Origin of the sequence: Cryobacterium sp. PH31-AA6, assembly GCF_030063195.1 — a bacterium.
Lineage (GTDB): Bacteria > Actinomycetota > Actinomycetes > Actinomycetales > Microbacteriaceae > Cryobacterium.
The window spans coordinates 85,119-105,955 of sequence record NZ_JASISS010000005.1; the positions used below are offsets into that span (position 1 = coordinate 85,119).

The 20,837-nt window shown below is 69.9% G+C and carries 23 protein-coding genes; 14 read left to right on the forward strand and 9 right to left on the reverse strand.

Annotation, left to right across the window (positions count from 1 at the left end; genetic code table 11):
* Positions 1-26: 26 nt before the first annotated feature.
* Positions 27-1,394, reverse strand: a complete 1,368-nt coding sequence (locus tag QMG61_RS06015) for a glutamyl-tRNA reductase (protein WP_283493430.1) — start codon at positions 1,392-1,394, stop codon at positions 27-29.
* Between the two features lie 71 nt (positions 1,395-1,465).
* On the opposite strand from QMG61_RS06015, the gene hemE reads away from it, so the two are divergent.
* The 12 genes from hemE (at position 1,466) to QMG61_RS06075 (ending at position 12,220) form a co-directional block, all read left to right on the forward strand.
* The gene (gene hemE / locus QMG61_RS06020) at positions 1,466-2,623 is read left to right on the forward strand and encodes a uroporphyrinogen decarboxylase (RefSeq protein WP_283493431.1); all 1,158 of its coding nucleotides are present in this window, start codon (positions 1,466-1,468) and stop codon (positions 2,621-2,623) included.
* Between the two features lie 31 nt (positions 2,624-2,654).
* Positions 2,655-4,364 carry a protoporphyrinogen/coproporphyrinogen oxidase gene (locus QMG61_RS06025; RefSeq protein ID WP_283493432.1) on the forward strand — a complete coding sequence of 570 codons (1,710 nt, stop codon included), beginning with the start codon at positions 2,655-2,657 and terminating at the stop codon, positions 4,362-4,364.
* 123 nt (positions 4,365-4,487) lie between these two features.
* The gene (locus QMG61_RS06030; protein ID WP_283493433.1) at positions 4,488-4,856 is read left to right on the forward strand and encodes a YtxH domain-containing protein; all 369 of its coding nucleotides are present in this window, start codon (positions 4,488-4,490) and stop codon (positions 4,854-4,856) included.
* A 38-nt stretch (positions 4,857-4,894) separates the two neighbouring features.
* Positions 4,895-5,341, forward strand: coding sequence for a phage holin family protein (locus QMG61_RS06035; protein WP_283493434.1), 447 nt, complete (start codon positions 4,895-4,897; stop codon positions 5,339-5,341).
* Positions 5,331-5,648, forward strand: coding sequence for a hypothetical protein (locus QMG61_RS06040; RefSeq protein WP_283493435.1), 318 nt, complete (start codon positions 5,331-5,333; stop codon positions 5,646-5,648). The genes QMG61_RS06035 and QMG61_RS06040 overlap by 11 nt, the downstream gene beginning before the upstream one ends.
* Before the next feature lie 83 nt (positions 5,649-5,731).
* Complete coding sequence (hemQ, locus tag QMG61_RS06045) at positions 5,732-6,496, forward strand: hydrogen peroxide-dependent heme synthase (protein WP_283493436.1); 765 nt, start codon at positions 5,732-5,734, stop codon at positions 6,494-6,496.
* A complete protein-coding gene (locus QMG61_RS06050; protein ID WP_283493437.1) occupies positions 6,496-7,608 on the forward strand; it encodes a ferrochelatase in 1,113 nt (370 codons plus the stop codon). The genes hemQ and QMG61_RS06050 overlap by 1 nt, the downstream gene beginning before the upstream one ends.
* Positions 7,605-8,558, forward strand: a complete 954-nt coding sequence (gene hemC / locus QMG61_RS06055) for a hydroxymethylbilane synthase (RefSeq protein WP_283493438.1) — start codon at positions 7,605-7,607, stop codon at positions 8,556-8,558. The genes QMG61_RS06050 and hemC overlap by 4 nt, the downstream gene beginning before the upstream one ends.
* On the forward strand, positions 8,558-9,349 hold the full coding sequence (locus QMG61_RS06060) for a uroporphyrinogen-III synthase (RefSeq protein WP_283493439.1): 792 nt from the start codon (positions 8,558-8,560) through the stop codon (positions 9,347-9,349). The genes hemC and QMG61_RS06060 overlap by 1 nt, the downstream gene beginning before the upstream one ends.
* A gap of 137 nt (positions 9,350-9,486) precedes the next feature.
* The gene (gene hemB / locus QMG61_RS06065) at positions 9,487-10,473 is read left to right on the forward strand and encodes a porphobilinogen synthase (RefSeq protein ID WP_502847015.1); all 987 of its coding nucleotides are present in this window, start codon (positions 9,487-9,489) and stop codon (positions 10,471-10,473) included.
* Positions 10,473-11,798 carry a glutamate-1-semialdehyde 2,1-aminomutase gene (gene hemL, locus QMG61_RS06070; protein WP_283493441.1) on the forward strand — a complete coding sequence of 442 codons (1,326 nt, stop codon included), beginning with the start codon at positions 10,473-10,475 and terminating at the stop codon, positions 11,796-11,798. Before hemB ends, hemL begins: the two co-directional genes overlap by 1 nt.
* A gap of 77 nt (positions 11,799-11,875) precedes the next feature.
* A complete protein-coding gene (locus QMG61_RS06075; protein ID WP_283493442.1) occupies positions 11,876-12,220 on the forward strand; it encodes a hypothetical protein in 345 nt (114 codons plus the stop codon).
* Positions 12,221-12,260: 40 nt separating this feature from the next.
* Here the strand turns inward: QMG61_RS06075 and QMG61_RS06080 are convergent, their stop codons facing one another.
* The 5 genes from QMG61_RS06080 to trhO form a co-directional block, all read right to left on the reverse strand.
* Positions 12,261-12,641 carry a DUF1304 domain-containing protein gene (locus QMG61_RS06080; RefSeq protein WP_283493443.1) on the reverse strand — a complete coding sequence of 127 codons (381 nt, stop codon included), beginning with the start codon at positions 12,639-12,641 and terminating at the stop codon, positions 12,261-12,263.
* Between the two features lie 9 nt (positions 12,642-12,650).
* The gene (locus QMG61_RS06085; RefSeq protein ID WP_283493444.1) at positions 12,651-13,667 is read right to left on the reverse strand and encodes an MDR family oxidoreductase; all 1,017 of its coding nucleotides are present in this window, start codon (positions 13,665-13,667) and stop codon (positions 12,651-12,653) included.
* 35 nt (positions 13,668-13,702) lie between these two features.
* On the reverse strand, positions 13,703-14,539 hold the full coding sequence (locus QMG61_RS06090) for an ABC transporter permease (RefSeq protein WP_283493507.1): 837 nt from the start codon (positions 14,537-14,539) through the stop codon (positions 13,703-13,705).
* Positions 14,540-14,541: 2 nt separating this feature from the next.
* Positions 14,542-15,429, reverse strand: coding sequence for an ABC transporter ATP-binding protein (locus tag QMG61_RS06095; RefSeq protein ID WP_283493445.1), 888 nt, complete (start codon positions 15,427-15,429; stop codon positions 14,542-14,544).
* Positions 15,430-15,500: 71 nt separating this feature from the next.
* A complete protein-coding gene (gene trhO, locus QMG61_RS06100; protein ID WP_283493446.1) occupies positions 15,501-16,406 on the reverse strand; it encodes an oxygen-dependent tRNA uridine(34) hydroxylase TrhO in 906 nt (301 codons plus the stop codon).
* 136 nt (positions 16,407-16,542) lie between these two features.
* Here trhO and QMG61_RS06105 point away from each other — a divergent pair, with 136 nt between their 5' ends.
* Both QMG61_RS06105 and QMG61_RS06110 read left to right on the forward strand, forming a co-directional pair.
* A complete protein-coding gene (locus tag QMG61_RS06105; protein WP_349358029.1) occupies positions 16,543-17,031 on the forward strand; it encodes a YbhB/YbcL family Raf kinase inhibitor-like protein in 489 nt (162 codons plus the stop codon).
* 31 nt (positions 17,032-17,062) lie between these two features.
* Positions 17,063-17,995, forward strand: coding sequence for a LysR family transcriptional regulator (locus QMG61_RS06110; protein ID WP_283493448.1), 933 nt, complete (start codon positions 17,063-17,065; stop codon positions 17,993-17,995).
* On the opposite strand, the gene QMG61_RS06115 is transcribed toward QMG61_RS06110, so the two are convergent.
* Genes QMG61_RS06115 through QMG61_RS06125 form a run of 3 tightly spaced genes read right to left on the reverse strand, consistent with a single transcriptional unit; the run spans position 17,938 to position 20,821 of the window.
* Positions 17,938-18,798 carry an aldo/keto reductase gene (locus QMG61_RS06115; protein WP_283493449.1) on the reverse strand — a complete coding sequence of 287 codons (861 nt, stop codon included), beginning with the start codon at positions 18,796-18,798 and terminating at the stop codon, positions 17,938-17,940. The genes QMG61_RS06110 and QMG61_RS06115 overlap by 58 nt on opposite strands.
* On the reverse strand, positions 18,795-19,856 hold the full coding sequence (locus QMG61_RS06120; RefSeq protein WP_283493450.1) for an NAD-dependent epimerase/dehydratase family protein: 1,062 nt from the start codon (positions 19,854-19,856) through the stop codon (positions 18,795-18,797). The genes QMG61_RS06115 and QMG61_RS06120 overlap by 4 nt, the downstream gene beginning before the upstream one ends.
* Positions 19,850-20,821, reverse strand: coding sequence for an aldo/keto reductase (locus QMG61_RS06125; RefSeq protein WP_283493451.1), 972 nt, complete (start codon positions 20,819-20,821; stop codon positions 19,850-19,852). Before QMG61_RS06125 ends, QMG61_RS06120 begins: the two co-directional genes overlap by 7 nt.
* Positions 20,822-20,837 lie beyond the last annotated feature (16 nt).

The following is a 20,837-nucleotide window of genomic DNA, read 5'->3' on the forward strand; positions in this document are numbered from 1 at the left end:
GCGGTTTGCCATGTCAGGTCTGAGGTTCAGGAGGCGTTCGGGGTGATCTCGACGTCGTCCGTCGCGGCGGCGACGGCGGGGAGGTCGACCTGGATGCCGAACATCGCGTCGAGCCCGGTCAGGAAGGCGGCCTGCTCCCCGGCGCGGGCGAGCTCCCTGGAGCGCACCATCGGGGTGTGCAGGAGCACGCTGGCCAGGTGCCGCAGCGCCACCTCGGTCTGCTCGCTCGAGTCACTGCGGCGGCGGGCCCGCTCGATTTCCGCGTCGAGCAGGCCGAAAATGTGGCTGCGCAGGGCGACGACGGCCGGGGCGAGACTCTGTTCCTCGGCGACGGCCGAGAACTTGCGCGCGGCCCGGCCGACGAGGAGGCGGGCGTCGCTCGTGGCGTTGAGCTCTTCGAGCGGGGCGTGGATGCGGATGGTCTCGAGGTCGAGAAGCTCCACCCCGGCCAGCTCCGTCACATCGGGGTCAACGTTTCGCGGCAATCCGAGGTCGATGATCAGTCGCCGGGGCTCGGTCGGTGCCTCGTCGACGGGGCAGCCGGCGGTTGCGGCCGGGGACGCGGCATCCGCCTGGGCCTGCAGAACCTGGGCCTGCCCGGCGCGGAGCAGGGCCGCCGTGATCACGTGGTGATCGACGGTCGTGCAGGTGAGGATGAGGTCGACGCCGGCGGCCGCGGCGGCGAACTCCGATTCGGCGACGGCGGTTATCTGGTGCGAGGCCGCGAATTTGTCGGCGCGCCCGGACGGGGAGTAGACCAGCACGTTCTCGGCGCCGAGGTCGCGCAGCGCCGCCAGGGAGGCCCCGGCGTAGCGGCCGGTCCCGACCAGGAGCACGCGGGTCTCGGCCCAGTCGGCGATGCGGCTTTCGGCCAGTTCGAGTGCCAGCCGCACGAGGGACCGGCCGGCGGCGCCGATCCCGGTGCGATTCTTGATCCCGCGGGAGGTCTGCGACGCGCGCTGGAAGAGCCGTTCCAATTCGGGGCTGGTGGTACCCACCAGCCTGGCCTGCTCGAGCGAGCGCCGCACCTGGCCGGCGATCTCGCCCTCGCCGACGATCACGGATTCGAGGCCGCTGGTCACGGCGAACAGATGCTCGGCGACGGTGTTGCCGTGCACGAGATCGAGCGTGGCCCCCAGCACTTCCGCAGCGACGCCGGTGGCAGAACTGACCCCATCGAGCGCGGCGTGCACGGCCGCCTGGGGATCTGCGCCGGCCGGCTCATCCAGGTCGAGGTAGGCCTCGAAGCGGTTGCAGGTTGCCACGACAATGGCACCGACGAGCGCGGGGTGGCGCTCCAGAATGTTCGCCGCGGCATCATTCGCACCGACAGACAATTTCTCCAGCACGTCGAAGCTGGAGTTCTTATGGCTGGCGGACAGGCAGATCAACACCGTTGGAGTCTACTTTGCGATTCTGGGGGTCGAATCGTCCGGGCCTTCGAAGTTTGACAGAATTGGGACAAATGAACCTCGAAGCGCAGCATCCCCTCGCAACCGGACTCACCGCCGACGCCCGTCTTATCCGGGCCTATCAGGGCACTCGTCCGGAGGTGACCCCCGTCTGGTTCATGCGCCAGGCCGGGCGTTCCCTGCCCGAGTACCGCTCGCTGCGGGTGGGCACCCGGATGCTCGACGCCTGCCTCGACCCCGAGATGGCCAGCGAGATCACCCTGCAGCCCGTGCGCCGCCACAACGTCGACGCGGGCATCCTGTTCAGCGACATCGTGATCCCGCTCAAGCTCGTCGGCGTGGACGTCGAGATCGTCGCCGGCATGGGCCCGGTCCTGGGCAAGGCCGTGCGCACCGCGAAAGACGTCGCCGAACTCACCGCCCTCGACCCGTCCGTGCTCGACACGAGCCTCGCCCCGATCCGCCAGGCGGTCGCCCGCACGATCGCCGAGCTCGGCTCCACCCCGTTGATCGGCTTCGCCGGCGCTCCGTTCACCCTGGCCGCCTACCTGGTCGAGGGCGGGCCGTCCAAGGATCACATCCACGCCCGTACCCTGATGCACGCCGACCCGGAGGCCTGGGCCGCCCTCATGGCCTGGACCGCCGAGATCACCGGCCGTTTCCTGCGCGCGCAGGTGCTGGCCGGGGCGAGCGCGGCCCAGCTGTTCGACTCCTGGGCCGGCGCCCTCTCGCTGGACGACTACACCCGTTATGTCGCCCCGGCATCCGCCGCCGCGATCGCCCACGTGCGCGACCTGACCTACACCGAGAACGGCGCCCCGACGGATGCCGACCAGACCGGCGAGACGACGGCCACGCGCCGCAACGTGCCTGTCGTGCACTTCGGCGTCGGCACGGGCGAGCTCCTCAAGGAGATGCACGGGGTGGGCGCCGACGTGGTCGGAGTCGACTACCGGGTGCCGCTGGACGAGGCCAACCGCCGGCTCGGCGGCATGGTCCCCGTGCAGGGCAACATCGACCCTGCCTTGCTCGCGGCGCCGTGGCCGGTGCTCGAAGCGCACGTGCTCGACGTGCTCGAGCGGGGCCGCACCGCCCCGGCCCACGTGCTCAACCTCGGCCACGGCGTCCCGCCGCTGACCGATCCGAACGTGCTCACCCGCCTGGTCAGCTTCGTGCACGAGATCGGCGCCTCCGCGCCGGTCGCCTCCTGATCGTTCGCCGACCGGGGAGCTGAGAGCGCGCATGCGGGACGTCATCGTCATCGGCGGAGGTGTGGCCGGCCTCGTCGCGGCCAGGGCGTGCGCCCGGGTCGGACTCTCCGTGACCGTGCTCGAGGCGTCGAGCACGGTGGGCGGTGCGGTCGCGAGTCACCAGGTGGCCGGCCTGACCCTGGATAGCGGCGCCGAGAGCTTCGCGGTGCGCCGCAACGCGGTCGCCGAGTTCGTCGATTCCCTCGGTCTGAGCGGTGAGGTCGTCGCCCCGAATGCTGCCGGGGCCTGGCTGCACCTGCCCGACGATGGTCCAGGCGGCGGTGCGATCAGCGTGCCCCTTCCCCAGGCCGGGGTGCTCGGGATTCCCGGCTCACCGCTGGCCGACGACGTGCGCCGGGTGATCGGCTGGGGCGGCGCGGTGCGCGCCTACCTCGACCGGCTGATGCCGGTGCTCACGATCGGCCGGGAGCACAGCCTCGGCGACCTCGTCCGCAAACGGATGGGCCACCGCGTTCTCGAACGGCTCGTCGAGCCCGTCGCCGCCGGAGTGTACTCCTCGTCTGCCGCCGAGCTCGAGATCGACGTCGTCGTGCCCGGGCTCAACGCCGCACTGACCACCGCCGGGTCGCTGTCCGGGGCGGTCATGTCCCTCCGGTCCGCGGCGCCGGCCGGCTCCGCTGTCGCGGGCCTTCGCGGCGGCATGTCGCGGCTGGTGGTCGCGCTCGTGGCCGATCTCGACCACTTCGGGGTCGAGATCGTCACGGCGGCGCCGGTCACCTCGTTGGCGCGCAGCGGGCAGCCCGACGCGGAACCGACCTGGCGCGTGCGGCACGAGGTGCCGGAGGAAGCCGCCGCTGAACCCGCTGAACCCCCTGAACCCGCTGAACCCGCTGAACCTGCCGAACTTGCTGAACCTGCCGAACCTGCCGGACCTGCCGGACCTGCTGAACCTGCTGAACCTGCCGGACCTGCCGGACCTGCCGGACCTGCCGAACCTGCTGAACCTGCCGGACCTGCCGGACCTGCCGAACCTGCCGGACCTGCCGAACCTGCCGAACCTGCCGAACCTGCCGAACCTGCCGGACCTGCCGAACCTGCCGAACCCCTGACCCTGGACCGCGAGGCCCGCTTCGTGATCCTCGCGACCCCCGGCGCGCAGGCGCTTCGTCTGGTGGCCGGCATCGCCCCCGAGCTGACCGAGCTCGCCGCGCTCGACTGGCCGGAGCCGACCGCGGTCGAATTGGCCACGCTCGTCATCGAGGCTCCGCTGCTGGACACGCACCCCAGGGGAACGGGCGCGCTCGTTGCGGCCGGCACCCCCGGTGTGACCGCCAAAGCACTCACCCACGCGACCGCGAAGTGGGACTGGCTCGCCGAGGCGGCCGGACCGGGCCGCCACGTCATCCGTCTCTCCTACGGCCGGGCCGGCGAGGAAAGCCCGACGGCAGCCCTGGCCGACCCGGAGCTGCGTGCCCTCGCCCTGCGGGACGCGTCGGCCATCCTCGGGGTCGACCTCGACGCGGGCGCGGTGCTCGGCTTCGCCCGCACGGTGTGGGGCGATGCCCTCTCTCCGGCGACCATCGGGGCGCCGGACCGGGTTCGACAGGTCCGGGCCGCCGCCGAGGCGACGCCGGGCCTGGAACTGACCGGCGCCTGGCTGGCCGGCACGGGGCTCGCGTCCGTGATTCCGGACGCCCTCGCCGCCGCCGCCCGGGTCAGGCACGCGGCGCTCGGCATCTGAACGAGCCGGCACGATGCCGGGGAATCGCCCGTCCGGTCCGGATTTCCTCCGGCTCCGCCCTGCGCGTGAACCCGGGGCGGGATACGCTGGTCAGACACATGAACGTCGAGGAATGGAGTGACAATGCGGGGAAAGCTTCTTTTCATCACGGGCGGACTCGTCGGTTACGTCCTGGGCGCCCGCGCCGGGCGTAAGCGTTACGAGCAGATCGTGGCTGCCGCAGAGAACGTCTGGAGCGCCCCGCCCGTGCAGCGCCGCGTGACCGAGGTGCGCGACTTCGCCCTCGAACGCGTCGGTGACGTGCCGAGCGCCTTGTTCGACGCCGGCAAGAAGATCGTCACCGCGGTGCAGGCGAAGACGACCGGGTCGACGGATGCCGTGAGCACCCCGGCCAAGCCTGCCGCCTCGGCGAAGGCGAAGGCTTCGGCCAAGCCCACTGCGGCGAAGCCCGCGACGGCCAAGCCCGCCGCAGACGACACCACGACGAAGTAACCGCAGCGAACACTCGAGGAACCAAGGAAGGCAATGCTGTGAGCAACAGCGAATTCAACCCGAATGGTGTCAACCCCGGTGGCCTCGGCCCCAGGACAAAACGATCACTCGTCGTGCTGCTCGGCCAGCTGCCCGGTCAGATCATCGCGCTGGTCAAGGCTGAACTCGCTGCTTTCAAGGCCGAGATCGCCGGCAAGGCGAAGAACATCGGACTCGGCATCGGGCTCTTCGCCGTGGCCGGAGTCTTCGCGTTCCTCGCCGTGATCGTGCTGATCGCCCTCGCGGTGATTGCGCTGGCGCTCGTGCTGCCGCTGTGGCTGGCGACGCTCATCGTCGCGGTGTCGCTGCTGCTGATCGCGGCGATCCTGGTTCTGATCGGCCTGAACCGGGTCAAGGCGGGCACGGCCCCCGACCCGGAGGGCATCACGGCAAGCATCCGACGCGACGTTGACGCGTTCAAGGGAGTTGGCGAATATGAGCACTGACAAGGCCAGGACGACCGACCAGGCGAAGGCGGACATCGTCACCGGCGATACGACCAGGAACCCTTCGAAGACCGAGCTGCGCGCCGACGCGATGGCAGCCAGGTTCGAACTCGCGCGCACGCTCGACGCGATCGAGTACAAGCTCAACCTGCCCAAGCAGGTCCGCAATCGCGCACTCCTGCTCAAGCGGCGGCTGCACCGTCTCGGTGAGGACAACCCGGCCGCCCTGGCCGGGATCGCCGTCGCCGGTGCGCTCGTGGCCGGAGCGGCGGTCTGGCTCGGCGTGAAGGCCGTGCAGAACCGCTGAGTCACCTCGCGGAATCCCGGTCGAATACGCGGGTTCCGGCCGAGCTTTTGGCTCTGGTCGCAAAGAAGTAGAGACTAGTACTCATGACTCACCCGGCTGCCGGAGAGGCAGTAAACCCACTTCACCCGACCAGTCCCGCCGAGACCGCATCCGCGGCCGACGCCTCCGCGGAATCCCCCCAGGGGTTCACGCTCTTCACGGTCCTGCGCAAGGATCCGACCAACCCGGATGACCTCGACGGGCGCGACGTGCCGCACGCCGTGCTCGAACTCGACGATGTGGTGAAACTGGTCGAGGCGGAGGGTGTCACCGTGCGCGGGTTCTACGACGTCTCCGGCCTGCGGGCCGACGCCGACGTGATGATCTGGACCCACGCGCCCGAGGCGGAGACGCTGCAGTGGGCCAACCGGGAACTGCGCCGCAGTCGACTGCTCAAGAGCCTGCTCCCCACCTGGAACGCCATGGGAGTGCACCGCGACGCCGAGTTCAACAAGAGCCACGTGCCCGGTTTCCTCCGCGGTGTCGAGCCGAAGGGCTGGCTGACGGTCTACCCGTTCGTGCGCAGTTTCGAGTGGTACCTGCTCCCACAGGCCGAGCGCAGCGCCATGCTGGCCGACCACGGCCGCAAGGGCGCCGCCTACCGCGGTGCGATCGCCAACACGGTCTCCGCATTCGCCCTCGGTGATTACGAATGGCTCCTGCCGATCGAGAGTGACGACCTGACCGAGCTGGTCGACCTCATGCGCGGACTGCGCGAGACCGAGGCCCGCATGCATGTCCGCGAAGAGATCCCGTTTTACACCGGCCGCCGCATCGACACGGCCGAACTCGTCGAGGTGCTGCAGTAATGGCCCGCTACGACGCCATCCTGCTCGCCGGATTCGGCGGGCCGGAGGGCCAGGACGACGTGATCCCCTTCCTGCGCAATGTCACGCGTGGCCGCGGCATTCCGGAGGAGCGCCTCGAAGAGGTGGCGCACCACTACCGCCACTTCGGTGGCGTCAGTCCGATCAACAACCAGAACCGCGTGCTCAAGGCCGCCCTCGAGGCCGAGCTGGCCACCCGCGGGATCGACCTGCCCGTGCTCTGGGGCAACCGCAACTGGGGTCCCTACCTGCGCGACGTCGTCGCTGAGGCGCACACGAACGGCCAGGACCGGCTGCTCGCCATCGCCACCAGCGCATACAGCTCCTACTCCGGCTGCCGTCAGTACCGCGAGGACTTCGCCGAGGCGCTCTCCGCCAACGAACTCGAGGGCATCGTCCAGATCGACAAGGTGCGCCAGTTCTTCGACCACCCCGGCTTCGTGATGCCGTTCATCACCGGGGTCCGGAAGGGCCTCGAGGACGTCGCAGCCTATATCCCCGGCATCGACCTCGCCACCGAGGTGGAGATCCTCTTCTCCACCCACTCGATCCCCATGACGGATGCCGCCAAGAGCGGCCCCGCGACCCTCGGCTTCGGTGAGGGCGGCGCCTACAAGGCCCAGCACCTGGCCGTCGCGCAGGTCGTCATCGACGGCGACTCCGTGGCCGAGCCGATCGCGAGCCCCTGGCAGCTGGTCTTCCAGTCCCGCAGCGGGCCGCCGAGCATGCCGTGGCTGGAGCCCGACATCAACGATGCCATCGCACTGCTGCCGGCCAGAGGCATCCGAGCCGTCGTCATCGTTCCGCTCGGCTTCGTCAGCGACCACATGGAGGTCATGTGGGACCTCGACAATGAGGCAACGGAAACCGCCAGGGAACACGGTCTCTTCTCGGTGCGGGTGCCGACCCCCGGGGTCGACCCTGCCTATGTCAGCGGGCTGATCGATCTCGTCGTGGAGCGGCTCACCGACCTTCCCGTCTCCGAGCGCCCGGCGATGACGGACCTGGGTCCCTGGTACGACGTGTGCCGACCGGGTTGCTGCGAGAACGTGCGCCTCGGGTTCAAGCCCGCCGTCGCCGGGATGGCACCGTGAGCCCCATTCGCGTCGGCACCCGGGGGAGCGCCCTGGCCCTGGCCCAGACGACGCAGATCGCCAACCGGATCGCCACCGCGGCCGGGGCTGAGGTCGAGATCGTCCAGGTCACGACCCACGGCGACACCTCCAGGGAGCCGTTGTCCAGCCTCGGTGGAACGGGCGTCTTCGCCAGCGCCCTCCGGGATTCGCTGCTCGCCGGGGAGTGCGACCTGATCGTGCACTCGCTCAAGGACCTACCCACCGCCGAGTATCCAGGCCTGGTCATTGGGGCGACGCCCAAGCGCGCGGATGCCCGTGACGTGCTCTGCGCGCGTGACGGTTTCACCCTCGCGACCCTCCCGCAGGGGGCCCGCGTCGGCACCGGATCGCCTCGCCGGGTGGCGCAGCTGCGCTCGCTGCGCCCCGACCTCGACGTCGTCGACATCCGCGGGAACGTCGACACCAGGCTCGGTCGCGTGGTGGAGGGCGATCTCGATGCCGTCGTGCTCGCGGCCGCCGGCCTCGGCCGGCTCGGGCTGCTGACCACCTTCGAACCGGAGTTTCTCGAGCTGTCCGCCTGGCCGACCGCGCCGGGCCAGGGTGCCCTGGCGATCGAGGTGCGCTCCGGCCGGCCGGACCGCGCGCTGGAACGAGCGCTGGCCGCCATCAACCATTCCTCGACCCAGGCCACGACGACGGCGGAGCGGCTCGTCCTCGCCCGCCTCGAGGCCGGGTGCGCCGCGCCGATCGGCGCCATGGCCGCGATCGACGACGGACTCCTCTTCCTTACCGCAACGGTGTACAGTCCAGATGGTGCTCAAAGTGTCGTGAGCTCACATGCGGCGACACCTGAATCATTTTCCCTTGCACACCTGGTCGACGCCGCCCAGGACGTCTCAGAACGTGTGTCCCGAGACCTGCTCTCCGGCGGTGCTGCCGACTTCGCCCCGATGAAGGTGACTTCGTAATGACCTGGCGTTACAAGACCAAACCGAACCTGACCAAGCCGCTGACCGGCTGGCGCGTCCTTGTGCCGCGCGGTGGACCGTGGGGCGACCACGTCGCCGCCGACCTGCGCGCCAGGGGTGCGCAGCCGGTCGTCGCGCCGATGATCAACTTCGCCGCGACCGATGACGCGCCCGCCCTCGAAGCGGCACTGGCCAGGCTCGCTGCCGGCGACTTCGACTGGATGACGGTCACCAGCGCCACCACGGTCGATGTTCTGTCGTCCCACCGGGCATCCGTCGCCGCCGGCACCCGGATCGCGGCCGTCGGCGAGACCACCGCCGCGGCGCTGATCGCCGCCGGGTATCGGGTCGACATCGTGCCGTCGGAGGACAACTCGGCCCGCGGCCTCCTCTCCGAGTGGGAGGCGGCGACCCAGGGTGTCGTGCCGCTGCGCATCCTCACCCTCCGGTCGGAGATCGCCAAGCCGCTGCTCACCGAGGGACTGCGCCGGATCGGCCACGAGGTTGAATCGGTCGTCGCATACCGCACCATCGGCGTGCCGGTCGCCGACCGGGTCGTGGCCGACGTGCTGGCCGGCCGCGTTCAGGCGGTGCTCGTCACCTCGGGGAGCGTCGCCCAGCAGGTGCAGGACCAGCTCGGACCGGTTCCGGAGAGCACGATCGTCGCCTGCATCGGGCCGCGCACGGCGAAGGATGCCGCGGCGATCGGGCTCAGGGTCGACGTCGTCGCCGACGCACCGAGCGCCGAATCGCTGATCGAGGCCCTGGTCCAGGTGGCGCTCTCCCGCTAACCCCGCTAACCCCCCTCGTCCCCGCCCCCAGACCTCCGACCCCGCGAACTGTGAGTTGCGCACCATTTCGAGCCCCAAAACGGTGCTTAAGTCACTGTTCGCGGAGCCTCGGCCGGGCGACGTAGGGTTAACGGGTGATAAACCCCGTCATCCGCCCGCGACGGTTGCGCTCTACACCCGCGCTCCGTCGCCTGGCCAGCGAAACCCGCCTGCACCCCTCCGAGCTCGTCCTACCGATGTTCGTTCGGGAGGGCACCGGTGATTCGGTGCCGATCCAGTCGATGCCCGGGGTCGTCCAACACACCATCGACAGCGCGAGGCGCGCCGTCGTGCAGGCGGCCGAGGCAGGCATCGGCGGGATCATGCTCTTCGGGGTGCCCGCCGTTCGCGATGCCATCGGCACCGGCGCGACCGACCCCGACGGGATCCTCAACGCCGCGACCCGGGCGCTCGTCGCCGAGGTCGGGGACGCCCTCGTCGTGCAGACCGATCTCTGCCTCGATGAGTTCACCGACCACGGCCACTGCGGAATTCTCTCCGTCGACGGCAGCGTCGACAATGACAGCACCCTCGAGCGTTACCGTGAAATGGCACTCGTGCAGGCGGCATCAGGGTCGCGGCTGCTCGGCCTCAGCGGCATGATGGACGGCCAGGTGGCCGCGGTTCGCGACGCGCTCGACCAGTCCGGCTACGTCGACACCGCGGTGCTCGCCTACTCGGCCAAGTACGCCTCCGCCTTCTACGGGCCCTTCCGCGACGCCGTGGAATCCACCCTCGTCGGTGACCGCCGCAGCTACCAGCTCGACCCCGCCAACCGCAGGGAGGGCGTGCGCGAGGCCCTGCTCGATATCAGCGAGGGTGCCGACGTCGTCATGGTCAAGCCGGCCGGGAGCTACCTCGACGTGCTCGCCGACGTCGCCGCCATCAGCGATATTCCCGTCTGGGCATACCAGGTGTCCGGCGAATACGCGATGATCGAGGCCGCCGCCGCCCACGGCTGGATCGAACGCCGGCGAGCGATCGAAGAATCCGTGCTCAGCATCCGCCGTGCCGGCGCGGATGCCGTACTCACCTACTGGGCCGTCGAGCTTGCCGACTGGCTGAACGAAAGGCCCACCCGCTGATGACCCGCAACGACGACCTCTTCGAGCGCGCCCAGCGCGCCATCCCCGGCGGCGTGAACTCGCCCGTGCGCGCCTTCCGCGGTGTCGGCGGCACGCCCCTGTTCCTGGTCAAGGCGAAGGGCGCATACGTCACCGACTCCGATGGGCGCGACTACGTGGACCTGGTCAGCTCCTGGGGCCCGGCCATTCTCGGCCACGCCCACCCAGGGGTGGTCCAGGCGGTGCAGGATGCCGCGGCCCTCGGGCTGTCGTTCGGGGCTTCGACCCCCGGCGAGACCGTGCTGGCCGAGCTGATCGAGGCCAGGGTGGGTGCGGTTGAGAAGCTGCGTCTGGTCTCTACCGGCACGGAGGCGACGATGACGGCCATTCGCCTGGCCCGCGGTTTCACCGGGCGTGACCTGCTGATCAAGTTCGCCGGTCACTACCACGGGCACTCCGACGGGCTCCTGGCGCAGGCCGGGAGCGGCCTGGCCACCCTCGCCCTGCCCGGCTCGGCCGGCGTCACGGCGGCGACTGCCGCACAGACGCTCGTGCTGCCCTACAACGACCTCGCGGCCGTGAGGCTCGCCTTCGAGGCCCACCCCGGCCGCATCGCCGCCGTGATCACCGAGGCCGCCGCCGCGAACATGGGTGTCGTCGCCCCGGACCCCGGCTTCAACGCCGCCCTCACCGACCTCGCGCACGAGCACGGTGCGCTGCTCATCATCGACGAGGTGCTCACCGGTTTCCGGGTCGGCCCGGCCGGCTACTGGGGGCTTGAGAACGCGGGTGCGCTGCCGCGGTACAGCCCCGACCTGTTCACCTTCGGCAAGGTCATCGGTGGCGGCCTGCCCGTGGCGGCGCTCGGCGGCCGGGCCGACGTGATGGACCACCTCGCCCCCAACGGCCCCGTCTACCAGGCCGGCACCCTCTCCGGAAACCCGGTGGCGGTCGCCGCGGGCATCGCCACGCTGGAGGCCCTGGACGAGGGCGTGTACGCCCAACTCGATGCCACGGCGTTGCGCCTCTCCGGTGCGGTTTCGGCCGCGCTGAGCGCGGAAGGCGTCGCGCACAGCGTGCAGCGGGCCGGCAGCCTGTTCAGCTTCGTGTTCGGCGAGGAAGCCGCGGCATCGGCGCCGCGAGACTACGCCGAGGTTCAGCGCCAGGAGGCCTTCCGGTACGGGCCGTTCTTCCACTCCATGCTCGAGCAGGGGGTGTCCCTGCCCCCGTCGGTGTTCGAGGCCTGGTTTGTCTCGGCCGCCCACGACGAAGGTGCGATCGAGTGGATCCTCGAGTCGCTGCCCAACGCCGCGAAGGCCGCCGCGGCAGCCACGGAGGATGTGTGAGCATCCGCTACCCGGACGTTATTCCTTTGTGAGGATTCGATAAGCCGATTTCCGCCCGGAACAGGCAGACTAGGAGCATGGCTTCCCTCCGCGTTCACCCCGACCGGCTTGAGATCCACCTGACTGCGGCGGAGAAGACCCTCTCGCTCCGGCGAGAAGACATCGTGGTGCAGCGGGAGAACATCCGCTCGGTGACCATCACCGACGACCCGTGGATCTGGATCCGCGGAATCAAATCTCCCGGCCTCGAGGTGCCGCTCGTGCTGGCGGTCGGCACGTGGAAGTTCCATGGCGGCAAGGATTTCCTCGCGATCAAGCGCAGGCGCCAGGCCGTCGTGATCGACCTCGGTGACGAGGATTTCGCCCGCGTCATCCTGACCACCAACCACGCACCCGACCTGATCGCCTCGCTCCAGCTCTGAATTCGCTCAAGCCGAGTTCGCCCTAGCCCTGTGCCGGGTGTCAGCCGACCAGGAAGAGAACGAAGCCGATCAGCGGCAGGGTGCCCTGGGTCAGGGCGGCCCGCAGATAGCCGGCCCCCGTCGTCGTCAGCACCGTCGCCGCGAGCACCATCGAGCCGGTGCAGAACAGCACCAGGGCGGTGCCGGCGGCACTCTGGCCTCCGAAGAACAGCAGCAGACCGATGGCGGCGCCGACGCCGAGGAACAGGTTGTAGAAACCCTGGTTGTAGGCCATCGGCCTGGTTGTTTCCGCATCGGCCTGGCTGCGCACCCCGAACCGTTTCCAGGTGGCCGGACGCGTCCACCACACGCTCTCCATCAGAAAGATGTAGCCGTGCAGCAGCGCCGCGAGGGTGACGAATACTGCCGCGGCAATGATCATTGCTGAATCCTAGCTACGAACGGCGACCACGGTGCGCCCGTGGATCGTGCCCGCGAGGATGCGTTCGGCCGCCCCGAAGGCATCGGTGAGGCCGATTTCCTCGGTGAGACCGTCGAGCAGGTCGAGGTCGAGGTCTGCCGACAGTCGGGCCCAGGCCTCCTCCCGCAGGGGGAGCGGCGCCTCGACCGAGTTGATGCCGAGGAGGCTGACGCCTCGCAGGATGAACGGCATGACCGTGGTCGGCAGGTCGGAACCCTGGGCGAGCCCGCAGGCGGTCACGACGCCGGCGTAGTTCATCTGGGCGAGCACGTTGGCCAGGGTGTTGCTGCCGACCGAGTCGATTGCCGCGGCCCAGCGCTGGGCCTGCAGGGGCTTGCCGGCTTCGCTCAGGCTCCGACGGTCGACCAGTTCCGCGGCACCGAGCCGACGCAGGTAGCCGCCGAGCTCCTCGGCCCGGCCGGTGGAGGCGTGCACGCGGTAGCCGCGCGCGGCCAGGAGGGCGATCGCAATCGACCCGACGCCGCCGGCGGCGCCGGTGACGAGCACGTCCCCGGCGTCCGGCGTGATTCCGGCCCGTTCGAGCGCCAGCACCGAGAGCATCGCCGTGAACCCGGCCGTGCCGATCGCGGCCGCGCGCCGTGCGCTGATGCCCGCGGGCAGGCGGACGAGAGACGCGCCGCTCACCCTGGCGCGCTCGGCGAGGCCGCCGTGATGCGTTTCGCCCAGTCCCGCACCGTTCAGGATGACCTGGTCTCCGGGGACCCAGCGCGGGTTGGTGCTCGACTCCACCGTGCCGACTGCATCGATTCCCGCGATCAGCGGCCAGACTCGCGCGACGCCCGGCCGACCCATCATGGCCAGGCCGTCCTTGTAGTTGACGCCCGAATAGTCGACCGTGATGGTCACGTCGCCGGGCATCAGGAACCCGTCATCGACCGTGCGCAGTGCCGAACTCTGGGTCTTCTTGCCCGTCGCGTCCTCTGTGCGGTCGACGACGATTGCGCGGAACTGGGTCTCAATACTCATGGGCCGAGCCTACGCTCCGTCCACAGGGCTCTGGATCAGGTGACGTCGCGGCGCCAGCTGACGAAGTAACCACCGACCGTGGTGACGGCCGCATAGGCGAGCAACACGAGCCCGCCCAGCCACCAATCGAGCGAGGATGTCACGCCACCGACCGGACTCGCCACCGTGAACACGCTCGCACCGACCAGGGCATCCGACGCCGCCCCGGGGAGGAACTGTCCGATCCCCGCCGTGGCCTCGGTGAACATCGAGGCGAAGCGAAGCAGCGGCTCGACGAACTGGGTGAACGCGAGCACGATCACGATCGAGGCCACCTGGCTGGGCACGAGAACCCCGAGGCCCACCCCGATGGTCGCCCAGAGGGCCATGGCCAGGAGGATGCGGCCGAACAGGGCCCAGGTGTCCCCGTCGCCGAGGAGGGTATCCACCCCGAACGCATTGATGACCAGGCTGCCGACGCCGACGGAGGTCAGCAGTGCGATGACCCCGAAGGCGCCACCGGCCAGGAACAGGGCGATCGCCTTCGCGCCGAGCACCTGGGCTCGCCGGGGGTTGGCCAGAAACGTCGGGGTGAGGGTCTGATGCCGGAACTCACCGGTGGTGGCCAGCGCGCCGAGCAGCACGGGAAACACGTAGCCGACGGAGGACGCGAAGCTGTAGACCAGCGGGGGCAGGCTGCCGACGGGTGGGGCGCCCTGGCCGGTGCCACCGGCGGCGTCGGGGGCGATCGCACCGCTCTGGATACCGGCGAACAGCGCCGCGAGTCCGCCCGAAAGCATGCCGATGTAGCCGAACATCACGATGGCGAGCACCCACCAGATGCGGGTGGTGAGAAGCTTGGCGAACTCGGCCCTGATGGCGCGCAGCAACATGGTCACAGCGAGTCACCGCCGTCCACGAGGGTGAGGAACGCGTCTTCGAGGCCCTTCTTCTGACGATGCAGGACGCTCACCTCCACGCCGGCGGTGTAGGCGATGTGACCGATCGTCCCGGGGTCGGCGGCCGTTGCCAGCAGCCCGGTGCGGCCCGGGGAGAAGGCAATGCCCGCCTGGGTCAGCGCGGTCGCCAGGGCGTCGCGATCCGGGGAGTCCACGACGATCTGCGAGGCGACCTGGGTTTCCAGGCTGGACAGCGGCCCACGGTGCACCAGCCTGCCCTTGGCGATGATGATCACGTCGTCCACGCTCTGCTGCACCTCGCTGAGCAGGTGCGAACTGACCAGGACAGTGCGACCCTCGGCGGCCATGTCCCGCAGGAAACCGCGGATCCACTTGATGCCCTCCGGGTCGAGGCCGTTGATCGGTTCATCGAGCACGAGGACCCCCGGGTCGCCGAGCAGCGTGCAGGCCAGTCCGAGGCGCTGGCGCATGCCCAGGGAGTAGCCGCCGACGCGCTGGCCGCCGTGCTCGGCCAGGCCGACCAGGTGCAGCACCTCGGCCACCCTGGTCTGCGGCAGCCCGGCCGCGGTCGCGGAGATCGCGAGGTGGTTGCGTGCCGTGCGTCCGGGGTGGAAGCTGGCGGCCTCCAGGGCCGCTCCCACCGTTGCCAGCGGGTGCGGCAGGTCGTGGTAGCGCAGGCCGCCGAGGGTGGCGGTGCCTGAGCTGGGGCCGATGAGGCCGAGCAGCATCCGGAGGGTCGTGGTCTTGCCTGCGCCGTTGGGGCCGAGGAAGCCGGTGACCCGCCCCGGCTCGACGGTGAAGGACAGATCGTCCACCGCGGTGACGTCACCGAATCGTTTGGTGATATTCCTGAATTCGATCACCGATCCGACTGGCATCCGCGCACCCCGTTTTCCTATTTGACCTCAGACTATGCCCTGGTTTGCGTGCCCGGTCAGTGCGGCGCGGCGTGCCCGGCGCAGGCCGGCGCGCCTGCCTCTGCGCACGCCTCGCAGACGACCAGCTGTTCCCGGCAGGAGACGTCCCGGCAGTTGAGCATGTGCTTGGTCGGCTCTCCGCACGCCCGGCATCGACCGAGCACGGCGGCGTGGTCGCTGAAGTCCACGGACATCCGCTGGTCGAAGACGTACAGCGACCCGTTCCACAGGCCGTCGTCCCCGAACGCCTCGCCGTAGCGCACGACGCCGCCGTCGAGCTGGTAGACCTCGCCGAACCCGCGGTCCTTCATCAGCGAGCTGAGCACCTCGCAGCGGATGCCGCCCGTGCAGTAGGTGACGACGGGCTTGCCCTTGAGATGGTCATACTTGCCGCTGTCGAGTTCGGCGACGAATTCGCGCGTGTTGGCGACGTCGGGCACGACCGCGTTCCGGAACCGGCCGATCTCCGCCTCGAACGCGTTGCGGCCGTCGAAGAAGACCACGTCGTCGCCGCGCTCCTCGACCAGGGTGTTCAGTTCGGCCGGGCTCAGCTTCTCGCCGCCGCCGACGACGCCCGCGGCGTCGACCCTGAGCTGGCCCGGCGCCCCGAAGCTGACGATCTCGTCGCGAACCTTCACGACCAGCCGGGGGAAATCGAGGCTGCGGCCGGCCCGGTCGAGCGCCGTACCGTTGCTCCACTTGAAATCGATCTGCTTGAACGCCGCGTAGTCGCGCGTCTTCCGCACGTAGCGCTTGAGCGCGGCGAGGTCGCCGCCGATCGTGCCGTTGAGGCCGTCCGACGAGATCAGGATCCGCCCGCGGATGCCCAGCGACTCGCAGAGGTCGCGTTGCCAGAGGCGCACGGCATCGGGGTCGGCCAGCGGGGTGAAGACGTAGTACAGCAGAATCTTCGGGATGGCCATCGGCCCATTTTACCGGGCCTCGCGTACGGGGCGAATTTCCCTAGGCTGGAGTCACCCCATTGGAGGCAACGTGAATTCACCTGATCCCCTCGCCCGCTTCGGCGAAGTCCCGCTCTTCGGGCTGGCCAGCACGGACATGACCGCCGGCCGCCCCCTCGCCCCGGCGCAATACGGCGTCGGTTCGGGCGGCGCGAACACGTCGCCCCAGCTTTCCTGGTCCGGCTTCCCCGCGGAGACTCGGAGCTTCGCGGTCACCGCCTACGACCCTGACGCGCCGACCGGCTCGGGATTCTGGCACTGGGCCGTTTTCAACCTCCCGGTGACCGTCACCAGGCTCCCGGCGGGAGTGGGCGCGGCAGGCGGCCACCTGCTACCGGCGGGCGCCGTCACCCTGCCCAACGAGGAGGGCCAGCGCTCCTTCATCGGTGCGGGACCCCCCGCAGGCACCGGCACGCACCGCTACCAGTTCATCGTGCACGCCGTCGATCGGCCCCGCCTCGACGTCGGCCCGGGGTCGACGCCGGCCGTGCTCGGCTTCACCCTGCACTTCCACACGCTGGCCCGAGGCATCCTCGAAGCGACGGGTGTGTTCGGCGGGGCCACGGGTGACACGGAGAACCATTAGAAGCTGGGCCATCCAGCAGTAGAATTGCTCAATGGAACTGCGTCAGCTCGAACACTTCGTCGCCGTGGCCGAGGAACGTCACTTCACCCGCGCATCAGAGCTGCTGCAGATCTCACAGTCGGGCCTGTCGGCCTCGATTCGCGCGCTGGAGATCGAGCTGGGCACGTCGCTGTTCATCCGCAGCACCCGGCGCGTCGAACTCACGGCGGCCGGCCGCGCCCTCCTGGCCGATGCCGTACGCACCCTGGCCAGCGCGGCCGCCGCCCAGAACGCGGTGGCTGCCGTGCGCGGACTGATGCGCGGCACCCTCACGGTCGGTGCCGAGCCGTGCCTCGGCTCGGTCGACCTCCCCGCCGAGCTGGCCGAGTTTCGCAGGCTGAACGCCGGCGTCGAGATCCGGCTGCGTTACGCCGGCTCCGTCGACCTCGTCGAAAGCGTCGCAACCGGGCAGACGGATGTCGCGCTCGTGGTCGAGACCGGCGACACCCCGCCCGGCGTGTGCCTCCGACGGCTGAGCACCCAGAAGCTGATCGTGCTCTGTCACCCGGCGCATCCGCTCGCCGGCAGCGCCGAAATCGAGATGGACGACCTGCGCACCGAGCCGCTGGTCGGTTTCCACCCAGGCTGGGGGGCGCATGTGCTGACCCGGCGTGCCTTCGCCGCCGCGGGCTTCGACTACCGGGCCACGCTCGAGGTCAACGACGTTCACCCGCTGCTCGACCTCGTCGGCCACAACCTGGGGATCGCGATCGTGCCGGAGAGCTTCGCGGGGAAGCGGCCCGACGCGTTGCGGGCGGTGCCGCTGCACGCGGGCATGCCGCAGTGGCACGTCGCGGTGGCCGTCGCCGACCAGCCGAGCCCGGCCGCCACGGCGTTCCTCGACCAGCTCCGCGGCCGGGTGCCCACTCAGGCGGCGTCGAGCGTCGCCGATTCCTCCGCCGTGAGCGTGAACTCGGCCGCCTGAACCGAGTCCCGGATGCTCTCCGGGCGGGAGGCGCCGGGGATGGGGATCACCTGGGGCGACTTCGACAGGTGCCAGGCCAGGCAGACCACCTGCGGGCTCACACCGTGCGCAGCGGCGACGGCCTGGAACGCGGGGAACCGGTCGCCGAGCGACGCGGCGGACTGGATGCCGCCGAGCGGCCGCCAGGGGAGGAACGCGATGCCGAGTTCGTCGCAGAGCCGCAGCTCCGGCTCGCTGCTGCGGAATGCCGGCGAGAACTGGTTCTGCACCGACGCAAGGCGCCCGCCCAGGATCTCCCTGGCCAGCAAAATCTGCTCCGGGTTCGCGTTGGATATGCCGGCCAGCTCGATGGTGCCGGCATCGAGCAGGTCACGCAGGGCCCCGATCGAGTCGGCGTACGGCACGGCGGGGTCGGGCCGATGGAATTGGTAGAGACCGATCGCGTCGCCGCCAAGGCGTTTCAGCGATGCTTCAGCGGCCTGTTTCAGGTATTCCGGCCGGCCGTCCTGCGTCCACGTGCCGTCACCGGGCCGCAGGTGCCCGCCCTTCGTCGCCACCAGCACGGACGACGTGTCGCCGCCCCAGGATGCGATCGCGCCGGCAATGAGGCTTTCGTTGTGGCCCACCTCGTCCTTGTGCAGGTGGTATGAATCCGCCGTGTCGAAGAGAGTCACGCCGGCATCGAGGGCGGCGTGGATGGTGGCCACGGAGCGGGCTGTATCGGGCCGACCCTCGATCGACATGGGCATGCCGCCGAGGCCGATCGCGCTGACCGTGCGCTGGGCGATGAGCCTGGTTTTCATGAGTCCTTCGATCCCCCGGCAGCGCCGGATCCGGGCCGTGCGGCCGCGATGAGTGTGTCGAATGTGCGCTCCAGCGCCGGGTCGCGCCGTTGCTGTTCCGGGTGTGCGTCGAACCAGGCGATGGCGGCCCTGGCGCCACGCCAGAGCGGCGTCGTGCAGACGAACTCCGGCACCAGCGCCCTGACCTTGGTGTTATCGAAGATCACCGAATGGGCCTTGTCGCCGAGAAACGACGCACCCAGGTCTGGATTGGCGGCCGCGATCGTGTCCGAGGTCACGTGCACGAGATCGGGTTCTGGGGCGCCGGCGGCCGCGGCGTACACGGCATAGATGGCGTTCCACGGCAGGACCTCGTCCGAGGTGATCGTGAAACTCTCGCCCACCGCTTGCGGAAGACCGAGCAGCCCGACGAATGCCTTCGCGAAGTCGCTGCTGTGGGTGAGGGTCCAGAGGGACGTGCCGTCACCGTGCACGACAACCGGCGCCCCCGCCCGCAGCCGGATGATGTCCGACCAGCCTCCGCTGAGCGGGATCTGGGTGCGGTCGTAGGTGTGCGACGGGCGCACGATCGTCACCGGGAAACCGCGCTCGCGATACGCGGCCAGGAGCAGGTCTTCGCCGGCGATCTTGTCTCGCGAGTACTGCCAGAACGGGTTGCGCAGGGGAGTCGATTCCCGGATCGGCAGCGCGGCGGGCGGCTTCTGGTAGGCCGAAGCCGAGCTGATGAAGACGTACTGCGCGGTGCGCCCCTCGAACAGCTCGATGTCGGCCGCGACCTGGCCGGGCGAGAAGGCGACGAAGTCGACGACGACGTCGAAGCTGCGGCTGCCGAGCGCCGCCCGGACCGACCCGGCGTCACGGATGTCCGCGACCAGCACCTCGGCTCCGGCCGGCACGGGGCGGAGCGTCTGGTGGCCGCGGGTGAGGACGGTCAGCCGGTGGCCGGCCGTGACCGCCCGCTCCGCCGCGGCGGCGCTGATGACCCCGGTGCCCCCGATGAACAGAATCGTCAGCCCGGATCCGGCGCGCGCGAGGGATTCGGACGCCGGCGTCACCATGCGTAGTGTTCCGGTGCCGGCTTCTTGCCCGGGAAGATCTCGTCCAACCGCGCGAGGGCGGTCGCGTCGAGGCGCACCGTGAGCGCGCGCACCGCGGCATCCAACTGGCCCTGGGTGCGCGGGCCCACGATCGGGGCGGTGACGGCCGGCTGGTGCAGCAGCCAGGCGAGTCCCACGTCGCCGGGCTCGTGGCCGAGCTCCGCGCAGAAGTCTTCGTACTGGCCGAGCGCGGTGCGGTGTTTCTCCAGCAGCTCGCCGACCTTGCCCTCGAGGCGGCGCTTGCCCTCGTGTTCCGCGCGGAGCACCCCGCCGAGCAGCCCGCCCTGCAGTGGAGACCAGGGGATGATGCCCAGACCGTTGCTCACGGCGGCAGGAATGACCTCGAGCTCGATGTCACGGGTCAGGAGGTTGTAGATGGACTGCTCGCTGACCAGCCCGGTGAAATTGCGCCGTCGGGCTTCCGCCTGGGCGGTGGCGATGTGCCAGCCGGCGAAGTTGCTGCTGCCGGCGTAGAGGATCTTGCCCTGCGTGACGGCCGTCTCCATCGCCTGCCAGATCTCGTCCCACGGGGTGTTTCGGTCGATGTGGTGGAACTGGTAGATGTCGATGTAGTCCGTCTGCAGTCGGGTCAGGCTCGCGTCGAGTGCGCGCCGGATGTTGAGCGCGGACAGCTTGCCCTCGTTGGGCAGCCCGCTCATGTCGCCGTACAGCTTGGTCGCGAGCACCGTTCCCTCCCGGCGTCGTCCGCCCTGGGCGAACCAGTTTCCGATGATCGTCTCGGTGCCACCCTTGCCGGTGCTGTCGCCGTAGACGTTGGCGGTGTCGAAGTAGTTGATTCCGTGGCCGCGGGCGGAGTCCATGATCGAGTGCGCGTCGACTTCCGGGGTCCAGTGGCCGAAGTTCATCGTGCCCAGGCAGAGGCGGGAAACCGCCAGCCCCGAGCGGCCGAGTTGTGTGTAGTCCATCTGCCCAGCATCCTCT

Excerpts from the sequence above, each read along its gene's own strand:
- hemE (WP_283493431.1), top strand. The coding sequence starts at position 1,466 with ATGAACCTCGAAGCGCAGCATCCCCTCGCAACCGGACTCACCGCCGAC.
- QMG61_RS06025 (WP_283493432.1), top strand. The coding sequence starts at position 2,655 with ATGCGGGACGTCATCGTCATCGGCGGAGGTGTGGCCGGCCTCGTCGCG.
- QMG61_RS06030 (WP_283493433.1), top strand. The coding sequence starts at position 4,488 with ATGCGGGGAAAGCTTCTTTTCATCACGGGCGGACTCGTCGGTTACGTC.
- QMG61_RS06040 (WP_283493435.1), top strand. The coding sequence starts at position 5,331 with ATGAGCACTGACAAGGCCAGGACGACCGACCAGGCGAAGGCGGACATC.
- hemQ (WP_283493436.1), top strand. The coding sequence starts at position 5,732 with ATGACTCACCCGGCTGCCGGAGAGGCAGTAAACCCACTTCACCCGACC.
- QMG61_RS06050 (WP_283493437.1), top strand. The coding sequence starts at position 6,496 with ATGGCCCGCTACGACGCCATCCTGCTCGCCGGATTCGGCGGGCCGGAG.
- QMG61_RS06060 (WP_283493439.1), top strand. The coding sequence starts at position 8,558 with ATGACCTGGCGTTACAAGACCAAACCGAACCTGACCAAGCCGCTGACC.
- hemL (WP_283493441.1), top strand. The coding sequence starts at position 10,473 with ATGACCCGCAACGACGACCTCTTCGAGCGCGCCCAGCGCGCCATCCCC.
- QMG61_RS06075 (WP_283493442.1), top strand. The coding sequence starts at position 11,876 with ATGGCTTCCCTCCGCGTTCACCCCGACCGGCTTGAGATCCACCTGACT.
- QMG61_RS06080 (WP_283493443.1), bottom strand. The coding sequence starts at position 12,641 with ATGATCATTGCCGCGGCAGTATTCGTCACCCTCGCGGCGCTGCTGCAC.
- QMG61_RS06085 (WP_283493444.1), bottom strand. The coding sequence starts at position 13,667 with ATGAGTATTGAGACCCAGTTCCGCGCAATCGTCGTCGACCGCACAGAG.
- QMG61_RS06090 (WP_283493507.1), bottom strand. The coding sequence starts at position 14,539 with ATGTTGCTGCGCGCCATCAGGGCCGAGTTCGCCAAGCTTCTCACCACC.
- trhO (WP_283493446.1), bottom strand. The coding sequence starts at position 16,406 with ATGGCCATCCCGAAGATTCTGCTGTACTACGTCTTCACCCCGCTGGCC.
- QMG61_RS06105 (WP_349358029.1), top strand. The coding sequence starts at position 16,543 with ATGACCGCCGGCCGCCCCCTCGCCCCGGCGCAATACGGCGTCGGTTCG.
- QMG61_RS06110 (WP_283493448.1), top strand. The coding sequence starts at position 17,063 with ATGGAACTGCGTCAGCTCGAACACTTCGTCGCCGTGGCCGAGGAACGT.
- QMG61_RS06115 (WP_283493449.1), bottom strand. The coding sequence starts at position 18,798 with ATGAAAACCAGGCTCATCGCCCAGCGCACGGTCAGCGCGATCGGCCTC.
- QMG61_RS06120 (WP_283493450.1), bottom strand. The coding sequence starts at position 19,856 with ATGGTGACGCCGGCGTCCGAATCCCTCGCGCGCGCCGGATCCGGGCTG.
- QMG61_RS06125 (WP_283493451.1), bottom strand. The coding sequence starts at position 20,821 with ATGGACTACACACAACTCGGCCGCTCGGGGCTGGCGGTTTCCCGCCTC.